At 73.0% G+C, this 12,696-nt stretch carries 10 protein-coding genes; 3 read left to right on the top strand and 7 right to left on the bottom strand.

All coding sequences use genetic code 11. The features are described from left to right. Positions 1-143: 143 nt before the first annotated feature. Together ACFWYM_RS39460 and ACFWYM_RS39455 are read left to right on the top strand one after the other, a co-directional pair. Positions 144-2,297 carry a TPM domain-containing protein gene (locus ACFWYM_RS39460; protein ID WP_384848651.1) on the top strand — a complete coding sequence of 718 codons (2,154 nt, stop codon included), beginning with the start codon at positions 144-146 and terminating at the stop codon, positions 2,295-2,297. 108 nt (positions 2,298-2,405) lie between these two features. Continuing rightward, entirely contained in the window at positions 2,406-3,119 is a 714-nt protein-coding gene (locus tag ACFWYM_RS39455) for a PspA/IM30 family protein (protein WP_384848648.1), read from the top strand. A gap of 65 nt (positions 3,120-3,184) precedes the next feature. On the opposite strand, the gene ACFWYM_RS39450 is transcribed toward ACFWYM_RS39455, so the two are convergent. From ACFWYM_RS39450 to ACFWYM_RS39420, 7 genes are all read right to left on the bottom strand, one after another. Further along, the gene (locus tag ACFWYM_RS39450; protein WP_384848645.1) at positions 3,185-5,893 is read right to left on the bottom strand and encodes a SpoIIE family protein phosphatase; all 2,709 of its coding nucleotides are present in this window, start codon (positions 5,891-5,893) and stop codon (positions 3,185-3,187) included. Positions 5,894-6,096: 203 nt separating this feature from the next. After that, a complete protein-coding gene (locus tag ACFWYM_RS39445; protein ID WP_384848642.1) occupies positions 6,097-6,513 on the bottom strand; it encodes an ATP-binding protein in 417 nt (138 codons plus the stop codon). Between the two features lie 272 nt (positions 6,514-6,785). Beyond that, positions 6,786-7,169 carry a (deoxy)nucleoside triphosphate pyrophosphohydrolase gene (locus ACFWYM_RS39440; protein ID WP_384848639.1) on the bottom strand — a complete coding sequence of 128 codons (384 nt, stop codon included), beginning with the start codon at positions 7,167-7,169 and terminating at the stop codon, positions 6,786-6,788. Between the two features lie 44 nt (positions 7,170-7,213). Then, complete coding sequence (locus ACFWYM_RS39435; RefSeq protein ID WP_384848636.1) at positions 7,214-7,399, bottom strand: SPOR domain-containing protein; 186 nt, start codon at positions 7,397-7,399, stop codon at positions 7,214-7,216. A gap of 164 nt (positions 7,400-7,563) precedes the next feature. Further along, positions 7,564-9,285 carry a purine-cytosine permease family protein gene (locus tag ACFWYM_RS39430; RefSeq protein ID WP_384848633.1) on the bottom strand — a complete coding sequence of 574 codons (1,722 nt, stop codon included), beginning with the start codon at positions 9,283-9,285 and terminating at the stop codon, positions 7,564-7,566. 205 nt (positions 9,286-9,490) lie between these two features. Then, the gene (locus ACFWYM_RS39425) at positions 9,491-10,243 is read right to left on the bottom strand and encodes a GntR family transcriptional regulator (RefSeq protein ID WP_384848630.1); all 753 of its coding nucleotides are present in this window, start codon (positions 10,241-10,243) and stop codon (positions 9,491-9,493) included. A 209-nt stretch (positions 10,244-10,452) separates the two neighbouring features. Next, on the bottom strand, positions 10,453-11,391 hold the full coding sequence (locus tag ACFWYM_RS39420) for a DUF4190 domain-containing protein (protein ID WP_384848627.1): 939 nt from the start codon (positions 11,389-11,391) through the stop codon (positions 10,453-10,455). 124 nt (positions 11,392-11,515) lie between these two features. Here ACFWYM_RS39420 and ACFWYM_RS39415 point away from each other — a divergent pair, with 124 nt between their 5' ends. After that, positions 11,516-12,691 (top strand): serpin family protein, encoded by a 1,176-nt coding sequence (locus ACFWYM_RS39415; protein ID WP_384848624.1) that lies wholly within the window; start codon positions 11,516-11,518, stop codon positions 12,689-12,691. Positions 12,692-12,696: the final 5 nt, after the last annotated feature.

Raw genomic sequence — 12,696 nt, 5'->3', positions numbered from 1 at the left:
ACCCAAGCCAGTACTCGTGTACCCCTACGGTGCCCCCGGCTTTTCGAGGACGGACATACCGCCGCGTCCCCACCCCGCCCCACCCACCAGCCCAGCCGCACCCCCGGTCGCGCCAGGCACGAGACGGTCATACGCTCCCAAATGTGACGTCACCCCCGCACATAGCCGTGCGGGCCGCCGCCGCGGTCGCCGCGCTGTGCGCGTGGTGCGCGCCGCTGCTGCCCGTTCCCGCCCTGGCCGCCACCACCGCCCGGACGCTCCCCGCCGACGACCCCGTCACGCTCTCCCGCCAGGGCCAGGTCACCGACAGGGTGGGTGCCCTGGGAACCCGTAAGAAAGCAGTCGAGTCCGCGCTCGGCCGGCTCTACGACGACCGAGGCGTACAGCTCTTCGTCGCGTACGTACGGGACTTCTCCGGGCGCTCGGCGCAGGACTGGGCCGACGCCACCGCCGAGCGCAACGGGCTCGGGATCGACGACGTGCTGCTCGCCGTCTCCACGCACGACCGCCAGTTCGCGTACTCCGTCGACCAGGACTCGCGGCTCACGGACGCGCAGCTGCGGGACGTGGCGACCACCGCGATCCGCCCCGCGCTGCGCGAGAACGACTGGGCGGGCGCCGCCATCGGCGCCGCCGACGGATACCGGGCCGTACTCGCCGGGCAGCCCGTGCCGACCCCCGCGATCACGCCCGGCACCGCGGATCCGGGCAAGGGCGAGAGCGGGGGCACCGACTCGGGCGACCTGGTCCTGCCGATCGTGGCGGTGGGCGGCGCCGGGGCGGTCGCCGCGGTCGCGTACAGCCGCAGGAAGCGGCGGATGACGACCCGTACGACTCCAGGGGGAGGACGGAGCAGCGGCTGGGGACAGGGCGGGGTGGCCGGGCAGCTCACACCGCTGCCCGAGCTCGACCAGCAGGCCAAGCACCTCCTCGTGGAGACCGACGACGCCGTGCGCACCAGCACCGAGGAACTCGGCTTCGCCACCGCCCAGTTCGGGGAGGAGGCCACCCGGGACTTCACGGACGCGCTCGCGTACGCGCGGGCCGAGCTGACCGCCGCGTTCAAGCTGCGGCAGCAGCTCGACGACGCCTTCCCGGAGACGGACGACGAGAAGCGGCGGATGCTCGACGAGATCGCGGCGCGCTGCACGGAGGCCGGGCGGCGGCTCGACGAGGAGGCCGCGGCCTTCGACCAGCTGCGCGCCCTGGAGCGGACGGCACCGGCGGCGCTGGAGCGGGCCGAGACGCTGTTCCGGCGGATCACCGGGCGCACCGTCGACGCCGAGGCCACCCTCGGCACGCTCCGCAAGGAGTACGCGCCGAGCGCCGCGAGCCCCGTGCTCGGCCACATCGAGCAGGCCAAGGACCGGCTGGTCTTCGCCACGGACCACCTCAACCAGGCCCGGCAGGCCGTCGACGGCGGCGACAACGGCGCGGCCGCCGTGCATCTGCGGGCGGCCGAGGGCGCCGTCGACCAGGCGGGCACGCTCGTGGACGCCGTGGAGCGGCGCGCGCAGGAGCTCGCGCGGGCCGCAGGGGAGCTGCCCGGCGCGCTCACGGAGGCGGAGACCGACCTCGCGGACGGGCGCGGCCTCCTGGAGGGCACCGCCGAGGGGGTCTCCACGGCCGATCTGCGGGGCCGGCTCGCCCGCGCCGAGTCGGTGGTCGCCGAGGTGCGCAAGGAGCTGGCGGCGGGGCCGTACGACCCGATCGACGCGCTGCGCCGGGTCGAGGAGGCGGACGCGGCGCTCGACGAGGCGCTCGCGGGGGCCAGGGAGCGGGAGGTCACGAGCAGGCGTTCGCGCGCGCTGCTCGGACAGGCCCTGCTCACCGCGCGCAGCGCGATCGGGGCGGCTGCGGACTACATCACCACGCACCGGGGCGCAGTCGGCAGCCAGGCCAGGACCCGGCTCGCGGAGGCGCAGCGGCACCTGGCGCAGGCCGAGGCGCTCCCCGACGACCCGGCGGCCGCCCTCGCGGCCGCCCTCGCGGCCGCCCAGCAGGCCGACTCGCTGGCCCGGCAGGCCCAGGAGCTCGCCGAGCGGGACGTGCGGTCGTACGGGAATCCGTACGGCGGTGGCATGGGCGGGGGCGGCGGCCGGGGCGGGGGCATGGGCGGCGCGGTGCTCGGCGGGATCATCCTGGGCGAGCTGCTCGGCGGGGTCGGCCGGGGCATGGGCGGGGGCGGGTACCGGGGCGGCGGTCACGGGGGCGGGGGCGGCTTCGGCGGGGGCGGGCCGGGGAGCTTCGGGGGCGGGGGGACGCGGGGCCGCAGGGGCGGCGGGGGGCGGTTCTGAGCTCACACACCCCTTTGCGCCTGACCGGCGCCGTTCTCGCGGAGGTGGTTCTCGCCGTTGTGGTTCCTCAATCGATGGTTCGGTAGACAGCCCTGAAGGGATTGCAGAATGACCAAGCAGACCATCCTCGGCCGTGTCGCCCAGCTGGCGAAGGCCAACATCAACGCCCTGCTCGACCAGGCCGAGGACCCGCAGAAGATGCTGGACCAGCTGATCCGCGACTACACGAACAACATCCGGGACGCCGAGGAGGCGGTGGCCACCACCATCGGCAACCTCCGGATGCTGGAGCAGGACCACAAGGAGGACCAGGAGGCGGCCGCCGAGTGGGGCGGCAAGGCCCTCGCGGCCAGCAAGAAGGCGGACGAGCTGCGGGCGGCCGGGAACGCGGCGGAGGCCGACACGTTCGACAACCTCGCCAAGGTGGCGCTGCAGCGGCAGTTGCAGTCGGAGCGCGAGGCGAAGGACGCGGAGCCGACGCTCGCCGCGCAGACCGAGGTCGTGGACAAGCTCAGGACGGGCCTGGACTCGATGAAGATCAAGCTGACGGAACTCGGGTCCAAGCGCGACCAGTTGGTGGCCCGCGCCAAGACCGCGCAGGCCCAGAACCAGATGATGGACGCGGCGCAGAACATCGACGTCCTCGACCCGACCAGCGAGTTGAGCCGCTTCGAGGAGAAGGTGCGGCGCGAGGAGGCGCGGGCCCTCGGCAAGCAGGAGCTCGCGGCGTCGTCCCTGGACGCCCAGTTCGAGCAGCTGGACGCGCTGGGCGACGAGGCGGAGGTCACGGCGCGCCTGGCCGCCATGAAGCAGACGGCGTAGGGCCTGCTCCGGCTCCACCGGGCAGGCCCTGGCTCCACCGGGCAGACCCTCACCCAGGGCGCCCCTCAGAACAGGCTGAGCAACGCCTCCGCCGCGTCCACCGGTTCCGTCTCCCCGTCCGGCAGGGCCATCTCGAACCAGACGGTCTTGCCGCGCGGGGTGCGGCGCGAGCCCCACGCCGCGCTGAGCAGGCCGACCAGCTGGAGGCCGCGCCCGCCCTCGTCGGTGTCCCGGGCCCGGCGCCGCCGCGGCTGCACGAGGCCCGCGTCCCACACCTCGCACACGAGGGTCCGGTCGAGGAGGAGCCGCAGCCGGATCTCGCCCTCGCCGTACCGCAGGGCGTTGGTGACGAGTTCGCTGACGAGGAGCTCCACCGTGTCGCAGAGGGGCTCCAGGTCCCAGTCGCGCAGCTGGTCGCAGGCGAGTTCGCGGGCGCGGCCCACGGACTGCGGGTCGCGCGGCAGCGTCCAGTCGCCCACATGCTCGGCGGGCAGCCCCTGCACCCGGGCCATGAGCAGCGCGATGTCGTCCTCGCCGTGGTGGGTGTCGAGGGTGGTGAGGACGTGGTCGCAGACGTCCTCGAGGGAGGAGAGGCCGCCGCGAAGCGGCGTCGTTGAGGGGTGGTGGCCGGGCGACGGGCGGGAGGGGTCGGTGAGGGCGCGGACGAAGGCGTTGAGGCCCTCGTCCAGGGGGTGGTCGCGGGACTCCACGAGGCCGTCGGTGTAGAGGGCGAGCAGGGCGCCCTCGGGGACCTCGACCTCGACCTCCTCGAAGGGCTCGCCGCCGACGCCGAGGGGCATGCCGGGCGGCACGTCGAGCATGAGCGCGGACTCGCCGGGCTCCACGAGTACGGGGGGCAGGTGCCCGGCGTTGGCGAAGGTGCAGCGGCGGGTGACGGCGTCGTAGACCGCGTACACGCAGGTCGCCAGGTAGACCTCGGCGAGCCCCTGGTCCTCGGCGGCGCGCTGCGCCGAGCGGGCGGTGCGGGTGGCGCGCTGCGGGCTCGCGGGGTTGCCGAGGCCGCGGGCGATCTCGTCGAGCGCGGAGAGCACCTCGGCGGGCTCCAGGTCGAGCAGCGACAACGTCCGTACGGCGGTGCGCAGTTCGCCCATCGCGACGGCGGCGCGCAGGCCGCGGCCCATGACGTCGCCGACGACGAGGGCGGTGCGGTGTCCGGGGAGCTCGATGACGTCGAACCAGTCGCCGCCGACCTCCGTGGCGGCGTTGCCGGGCAGATAGCGGCAGGCGATGTCGAGGCCCGCGGCCTCCGGGTCGCCGGGCGGGAGCAGGGACCGCTGCAGGATCAGGGCGCGCTCGTGCTCGCGGCGGTAGAGGCGGGCGTTGTCGATGCAGACGGCGGCGCGCGCGGCGAGCTCGACGGCGAGGGCCCGGTCCCGCTCCCCGAAGGGCTCGCTGCCCTTCGTACGGGAGAACTGGGCGAGCCCCACGACGGTGTCGTGGGCGACCATCGGGACGGCGAGGGTGGACTGGACGGGGCCGCCGCGGAGGTTGGCGGGCCCACAGCCCTCGTCGGGGGCGAGCAGCCGGGGCCGGGCGGCGCGCAGGGCGTCGGCGCAGGGCGAGCTGAACGGGAAGCGGTGCACGGCGCCGACCTCGACGGGGGCGGTGCCCGCCGGGAAGGGCGCGTCGGCGACGGCGCTGGCGAAGGCGACGCGGCGCAGCTCGGCGCTGCCGTCGGCGAGGCTCTGGCGGACGTGCGCGGTCTCGTCGCCGTCGAGGAGGCCCTGGTAGAGGTCGACGGAGGCCAGGTCGCAGAAGCCGGGGACGGTGACGTCGAGGAGCTCGCGGGCGGTGGTCTCCAGGTCGAGGGAGTTGCCGATGCGGGCGCCGGCCTCGTTGAGCAGGGCGAGGTTGCGGCGGGCGTGGGCGGCCTCGCGGGCGGCGGCGTGCCGGCGGGTGACGTCGGTGCCGAGGCCCGCGACGCCGATGGGGCGGCCCGAACCGCTGTGCACGCGGTAGAGGTTGATGGACCAGTGGCGGCGCTCGGGGCTGTCCGGGGTGGGGCCGACGATCTGCATGTCGGTGACGGCCTCGCCGGTCTCCAGGACGCGGCGCAGGGCGGCCTGCATGCGGTCGGCCTCGTGGCGGGGCAGATAGTCGTGGACGGTGTGGCCCCGGTGGTCCTCGACGCCGCCCCCGAAGACGGCGGCGAAGCGGCGGTTGGCGCGCTGCACCTTCAGGTCCGTGCCGAACAGCAGGAATCCGAAAGGAGATTGGCCGAAAATGGCCTGCGAGGCGGCGAGGTCCGTCTCGATCTGCCGCAGCGCCCGGACGTCGACGACGATGCAGACGGCGGCCCGCTCCCCGGCCTCGGTCTCGGTCGGCATCACGTACACCTCGGCCACGCCTTCGCGCATGCCCCCGCGCCGATCGACCCCTTGTTCGCGGTCGCCGTCACCGTCGGGCATGCGGAAGGGAACGACCCCCGTCCACTCCCTGCCGTCCAGGATCTCCGCCATCTTGCGGTGGCCGTCGGCGCGCTGCTCGGCGGGGACGAACGCCTCGATGGGGTCCTTGCCGACGGCGTCCCGCGCGGCCACCCCGAAGAGGCGCTCGGCACGGCTGCTCCACTGGTCGACCAGGCCGTCCGGGCCGATCGAGAACGAGGCGACCCGGATGTAGTCGTAGATCGAACCGGGCGGGCTGCTCTGCCATGTCGCGTCGCCCGACGGCTCCGCGGACCCTGTGGGCCCCACCCCGGGGTCCGTGGACCCCGAGCCGGACTCCGTCGCCTGCGCTGGTATCTCGCTCACGCGAACCGTCCCCTCCAGCTCACCGCGGTCGGCACCGGTCACCGAATGCGGCTGCCCGCAGTATCCAGCACTACGGCCCCACGCCACACGCCGTTCACGATCACAGCACGGTCTCAACGCTTTTTGGCCCGTGACCGTCTTGCTTCCCGCTTGATTCCCGCTCTCCGCCTGCTTCCCGCGACCGTTCCGGTGCTGCCAGTCTTCTAACCAGGCAACGCCAGCTCGAACCACACCGTCTTTCCCGTACGGCCCGTGCGACCCGGCCGCGTTCCCCAGCTGCGGGAGGAGCGGGCCACCAGCTGGATGCCCCGGCCGCCCTCGTCGTCGGGTGCGGCGACGCGTTCCGTGGGCGGGTCGGGCAGCGGGTCGGAGACCTCCACGAGCAGGGTGCCCAGGGGGCCGTCGGGGCGCACAAGGCGCACGCCGATGGGGCCCGAGGCATGGCGCAGGGAATTGGTCACGAGTTCGCTCACCAGCAGCACCGTGACGTCCCCGAGCGCCCCGAGGCCCCAGTCGCCCAGCTGTTTGCGGACGACGGCACGGGCGGTGCGTACGGCGCCTGGGTCCGCGGGAAAGTCCCACTCGGCGACGGAGCCTTCGGTGTCGATCACGCCGATCACTTCCAGACCAGCAGGGGAGCGTTGTCCGGTTTCAGGGGGTTAATGGGCACATACCCGATATCCCGCTGGGACTACCGCACACCAGGGCGCACTGTGGCACAAACGGCGTAGGGGTGGTGCGAGGGGCGGTTCTTTCCGTGGCCCCGCCCCCGGGCCAGGGGCAGCCCGTCCGGCGGTTGAGGACGAGCCGGCCGCAGGCCGCGATCAGGGCGCCCCAGGGCCGCGGGAGCGGATTCGGGAAGGGGCGGGACTGGCGAAAGAACCGCCGCAGGCTACGCCCCGGCCACCGCCGCCACCGCAGGAACATCCGCCTCCAGCCACCCCACCGACCAGATCTCCCCCGCCCCCAGCCAGCGCAGCTCGTCGTGGTCCTCCAAGGGCTTCGGCTCCCCGGAGACCAACCGCGCCCGCCACACCCGCAGCACATGTCCCCGGGGCAGCGCCCACTCCCCCGGCACCCGCCCGGTCAGCTCCGCCTCGACGCCCAGCTCCTCGCGCAACTCCCGCACCAGCGCGTCCTCGCAGCTCTCCCCGGGCTCGACCTTGCCGCCGGGCAGCTCCCAGCCGCCGGCGAGCTCGGGGGGCGCGCTGCGGCGCGCGGCCAGCAGGCGTCCGTCGTCGTACAGGGCGGCACCCACCACGATCTTCTGCTCCATGGAGGGGAGCTTAGAGAGCGAGTGCGGCGGGGGGGGGACGGCGCTCAGCGCGCCGTCCCGTTCTGGCTCAGCCTCTCCACCCAGTACAGCTGCTTGTGGCCGCGGTCATCCAGGCTGTCCGCGATGCGCTGGGCCTCGGCCTTCGTCGCGTACCTGCCCACGCGGTAGCGGTTGCCGTTGTCGTCCTGCCGTATGACGAGCCAGGGCAGTGTCGCCGTCCCGTCGTTCATCGCGACCCTCCGCTCCCCGCCCCCGGCGCGCGCCCCGCCTCGATCAGTAAGGAAACCGCAATCCGCATATGCCCGAGCCTACGCCCGACCTTCACGCAGCGGATACGGGTTTACACAAAGAGATACGCAACCGGCCACGGAAGGACCGAGAACCCCCGCCCGCGTCAGCCGCCCCGCACCGTCCGCACCGCAGACACCTTCCGCACCGTCGGCACCGGCAGAACCACGGGCTCCCCCGGCGACTTCCGGCACACGTCCCCGCACTCCGCGTCGAGCGAGCAGCACAGCGAGCAGATCGGGCCCGACTGGACCGGGCAGTCGGCGATGTCGGGGAGTTCGTACGCCGTCGCGCAGACCGCGCACGTGTGGGTGGCCGTGATGTCGGGGACCTCGACGTGCGGGCCGTTCACCGGGTTGGGGCGGGCCAGGTAGTAGCGGCCCTTCGTGGCCCAGGCCAGCAAGGGGCACAGGACGAGGGCGAGTCCGGCGGCGATGAAGGTCGAGAATGCCTCCGCGTACTTCCCGAAGAGGCCGAAGAAGGCGAGGATCGACACCGCCGACGCGACCACCATCGAGCCGAAGCCCGCCGGGTTCACCGCGTACAGGTACGCCCGCTTGAACTCGATGTACTTGGGGCTCCAGCCCACCCTCTTGTTGATGACGAGGTCGGCGGCGACGGCCGTGATCCAGGCGATGCCCACGTTCGAGTAGAAGCCGAGGAGCTTGTTCAGGGCGGCGAACATGTTCATCTCCATCAGCGTCAGCGCGATGGCGAGGTTGAGGAAGATGTACCAGACGCGGCCGGGGTGGCGGTGCGTGAGGCGGGAGAAGAAGTTGGACCAGGACAGGGAGCCGCTGTAGGCGTTCGTGACGTTGATCTTGATCTGGGAGACGATCACGAAGAGCGCGGCGGCGGGGAGGGCGAACGACCCGAGCCAGGGCCGCAGGGCCTCGATCTGCGGGGCGATCGGCTCCAGGGCGTGGGTCTTGCCGACCGCTTCGAGCGCGACGAAGGCGAGGAGGGCGCCGCCGAGCTGCTTGGCCGCGCCGATGACGACCCAGCCGGGTCCGGCGGCGAGCACGGCCAGGTTCCAACTGCGCTTGTTCTGCTCGGTCTTGGCGGGCATGAAGCGCAAGTAGTCGGCCTGCTCGCCGATCTGGGCGATGAGGGAGAGCGCGACGCCGGTGCCGAGCCCGAAGCCGATCCAGGAGAAGCCGCTGCCCGCACCCTCCGTACCGCCGAAGGAGCCGAACGCGCCCCAGGCGTCCGGGGCTTCGAAGGCGAGGACGACGAAGGGCAGGAGCAGCCCGATGATCCAGATGGGCTGCGTCCACGCCTGGACCTTCGCGAGGGCGCCCATGCCGCGGAAGACGATCGGGATGACGATGAGCGTCGTCACCAAGTAGCCGATCTGCACCGGGAGTCCGACGGCCTGGTGCATGGCCTGCGCCATGATCGAGCCTTCGAGCGCGAAGAAGATGAAGGTGAAGGAGGCGTAGATGAGGGAGGTGAGCGTGGAGCCGAAGTAGCCGAAGCCCGCACCGCGCGTGATGAGGTCCATGTCGAGGCCGTACGTGGCACAGGCCCGCGCGATCGGGATGCCGGTCACGAAGATGATCGTGGCGGCGCACAGGATCGAGGCGAGACCGCTCGTGAATCCGTACGTGAAGACGATGGACGCGCCGATCGCGAAGTCCGCGAGATAGGCGATGCCGCCGAGCGCGGTGGACGCCACCATCGTCGGCGACCAGCGCCTGAAGGAGTGCGGGGCGTAGCGGAGCGAGTAGTCCTCGCGGCTCTCGTCGGCCGCGAGCCTGGCGTAACTGCGCCGGGGCGGCGGGCTGTCGGCAGGGCTCGCGGTGTCGCGGGTGACCATCTCCGTCATGGGGTGCTGACTCCTGTCGTCCGGCCGGGGTGCGGGTACGGACGGGGAAGGTAGGAGCCGCGCGTGACGGCGGGCCGCCGCGGGCGATTGCCCGGGGGTTACGGGTGGCGCGCGGGCGTTAACTCCGGATCACGGCGGGCGGACGGGCCCGTCCGGATTCCGGTCGTGGAGGGATCGCACAAGGGCCGCGCCCGGCCGTACGGGGTCAGCGCACGGGCAGGTGGTATGCGATCCGGTAGCGGTCGGCGGGGACGACGATGTCGGCGGTCTCCACGGCGCGGCCCGAGGCGTAGTACGTCCGCTGGACGACGAGGACGACATGGCCGGGGACGCCGCCGAGGGCGAGGAGCTCCTCGGCGAGGCCGGGGCGGGCGCCGACCTCCTCCGCGACGTTGTCCACGATCACGTCGATCGCGGCCATGCGCTCCACCACGCCGCAGCCGCCGAGCGGGCCCTCCTCGGGGAGCATCACCGGGGTGCGGCCGGTGACGGCGAGGGGCTCCCAGGAGGTGGAGAGCATCATGACCTCGCCCGCGTCCCGGTACACGTACCGGGTGCACATCACGCGGTCGCCCACGCGGATGCCGAGCCGCTCCGCGATCACCGCGCTCGCGTCCACCTGCTCGCTGCGCGACTCCCAGGTGCCGCGCGCGCTCTCCTCGGCCTGCTCCTGCTTGAAGGGCGTGGAGCCGCCATGGGTGCGGAAGCCGGTGCGGGCGACGCGGCGGGGCACGGGTCGCTCGCGCACATACGTCCCCGAACCGGAGCGGCCCTCGACGAGCCCCTCGGCCATCAGGACCTTGCGGGCCTCCAGGGCGACGGTGTCGGAGACCCCGTACTCCTCGCGGATTCTGGCCTGGGAGGGAAGCCGCGTGTGAGGCGGCAGCGAACCGTCGGTGATCTTCTTGCGGAGATCACCCGCGACGCGGAGGTACGCCGGCTGCTCACCGAATGTCACTGGCCACTCCCATCAGGTTGACAGACAGCAACAGCCTGGCAACCGTGGGTTGTTGGCCGCAAGCCAAGGCCAATGAATCACTCGAAGTGATGATTTACCCCGAGGCGGGTCTTTACGCAGGGGCTTTGCGGAGCTATGGAGATCGGGGGAGACGGACACCGACGGACACCGACGGACACCGGCGGAGACGGACGGAGACAGACGGCTCCTCACACCTCTCCGACGTCAGCCCCGCCCCCTCCGTCACTGCCACCGTCGGCGCCACCGCCACCGCCATCTCCCCCGCCGGGATCCCCGTCCCGCAGCGACCCCGTGAGCGTCCCGCCCTCGTCCGCGTTGCCGAACAGGCACGTGATGTGCCGGTCGCCCTGGCGCCAGGTCGTACGGCTCGGCACGTAGTAGTAGATGGCGACGTTGCTCGGGACGGCCTCCAGATCCGGGACGTAGTCGGCCTGGAAGTCCGTGCACTTCCGCTCGGCGAGCGCGGTGAGCTCACTGTCCCCGGGGAACCGGCTGTTGTTGACCCTGAAGGACGCGAAGACCTCACCGGTGTGCTGCTCGTCGCAGGACACCTTGTCGACCTCGTGGGCGTACTTCATGCCGGCGAGGTCGTTGTCCGGGGCGTTGAAGCAACCGCCCTTGGCGACGGGGAACTTGTTGAGGTCCCGGGCCGCCTCCGCCGCGTCCTTGAAGCCGTCGGCGAAGTCGCGGGCCGCGCCGGTGGCGAAGAACAGGACGAGCAGCACGGCCCCGACCGACGACAGAACGTTGCCCGCGATCGCCAGGCCCTTGCCGCGCTCGCCCTTCTTCTTGATCTGCGACAGGGCCACGAGGCCGAGGATCAGACCGATCAGCGGGAAGAAGCAGAGGACGCCGAAGACCAGCGAGGCGATGGCGAAGCCGTTGACCGGCGGGGCGGAGTGCGGCGAGTAGTAGCCGGGCCAGGGCTGATAGGGCGGACCGCCGGGCTGCTGCCCCGGATAGGCCGCCCCGTACGGCATCTGCTGCTGGTGCTGCTGACCACCGGCGTACGGGGACTGGTCGGGGTGCGAGGGGTACGAGGGGTACGAGGGAAGGGCACCACCCTGCGGCTGCTGCGGCTGGGGCTGCTGCGGGGACCCGGGGCCGGGCGGCGGGGGTATCGACACGGGTACGGTGCTCCTCGATCGGGCGCTGGCCCTCACTTCTGGGGAGGGCTTGGCGCATCGTAGTCGGGGCGGGGGCGGAAGCGGAATGCGGGCGACAAACTCAACAATTCGGGCGGTCAACCGGTTGACGTCGCGCTGGGCGACGGCGCCGGGCTTCGCGGCGGACGGCGGCACGGTCTTCTCGGCGGCCGGAGTCTGGCCCCTCCTGGCCTTCCTCGCGGACGGCGCGGGCGGCCCCGCCCGGGACGAGCTCGCCGACGCGGTGGGGCTCCGCCCGGAGCAAGCGGCGTCCGGGGCCCGGGAGTTGCTGGCCGCGCTGGACTCCGTACGGGAGCTGGAGGCCGCCGTCGGGCTGTGGACCCGGCGGACGCTGCCCCTCAAGGAGGAGTGGCGCGCGGGGCTGCCGACGGACGCGGCCGGCGTGCTCACCGGGGACCCGGAGGCGGACGGGGCGGCGCTCGACGCGTGGGCGGCCAAGCGGACGGGCGGGCAGATCGAGCGGATGCCGGTGCGGGTGTCGCAGGACACGGAGTTCGTGCTGGCGAGCGCGCTGGCGCTCACCACTACGTGGGAGACGCCGTTCAAGGGCGACCTGACGGTCCCGTCGGCGGGGCCGTGGCAGGGCCGCGAGCTCGCGGGGCTGCACCGCTCGGAGCGCGGCCTGGACGGGGTCCGGCTCGTGACGGCGGACACGGGACGCGTCACCGAGGCGTGCGTGCGGGGAGAGGGCGCCGTCGACGTCCACCTGCTGCTCGGCGAGGTGGGGATGCGCCCGGCGAACGTGCTCATGGCCGGGGTCGACGCCCTCGCGGGAGAACTCCCCGTCGTGCCGGGTGGCCAACTGCCGTACGGCGACGCGGGACCCGGGCTCGGCGTGGCGCGGACCCGTTCGCTCTTCCCCGAGCCCGCGACCACCACCCTGAACACGGTGGAGTTCACGGTGGACGCGGAGCACGACCTGCTGGCCCGGCCGGAGCCGTTCGGCCTCGCCGCGGCCCGCGCGCTCCCGAGCCTGCCCGGGATCTCCGATGCGCCGCTCGTGGTGGGCTCGGCGCAGCAGTCCGCGACCGCGACCTTCAGTTCCGCGGGGTTCCGCGCGGCGGCGGTGACGGCGGTCGAGGCCGTCTACATGGGCTTTCCTCCCGCCCCGGAGTACGAGACGGTCCGGGCCACCGTCCTCGTCGACCGGCCCTTCGGCTTCCTCGCGGTCCACCGGGAGACGCGCCTCGTCCTCGCGGCGGGCTGGGTCACCGACCCGAAGCCCTTCCCCGAGGACGAGAACGCCTACGTGATGGAGTGACTCAC

It is taken from the genome of Streptomyces sp. NPDC059009, from assembly GCF_042740175.1.
Lineage (GTDB): Bacteria > Actinomycetota > Actinomycetes > Streptomycetales > Streptomycetaceae > Streptomyces.
This window is presented reverse-complemented; position numbering and strand designations above follow the sequence as displayed.